1 protein-coding gene is annotated in these 402 nt (G+C 69.7%); it reads right to left on the reverse strand.

The window, feature by feature from the left end:
• Positions 1-402: hypothetical protein (locus D7Y04_RS44870; RefSeq protein WP_158627707.1), on the reverse strand; the 402-nt coding region annotated here is incomplete at both ends.

Genomic DNA, 402 nt, shown 5'->3' on the forward strand with positions numbered 1-402 from the left:
ACCTCCACCTCCACTTCGTCCACTCCGTACCGTGTGAGCGTGGCCTTCCCGGAGTCACCTCCCGGAGGCGCCGTGGGCAAGGGCTCGCGACACTCGACGACGGCCTGCTGGCCGGGGACGAAGTCGGGCGAGGCAATGACGGCCAGGCTCTCCTCCGGGCCCGACACACACCGAGGCGGGGCGAGGTAGACGCGCGGCAGGGGTCGGGGATGCGCGAGCAGGGAGACCTTGAAGGGCTCGCTCGTGGACAGCACGTTGTTCCGCAGCCGGCGCTCCTCCACCTGGGTCTCATCCGCGACGAAGTAGCCCACGCCCGCGAGCGGCCCATACCGGTTCCACCACTGACGCTGATCCTTCAGGAGGTCCGCCACGCGAGCGGACAACGCGGGCAGGTACCAGTTC

Origin of the sequence: Corallococcus sp. AB038B (assembly GCF_003668955.1) — a bacterium.
Classification (GTDB): Bacteria; Myxococcota; Myxococcia; order Myxococcales; family Myxococcaceae; genus Corallococcus; species Corallococcus exiguus.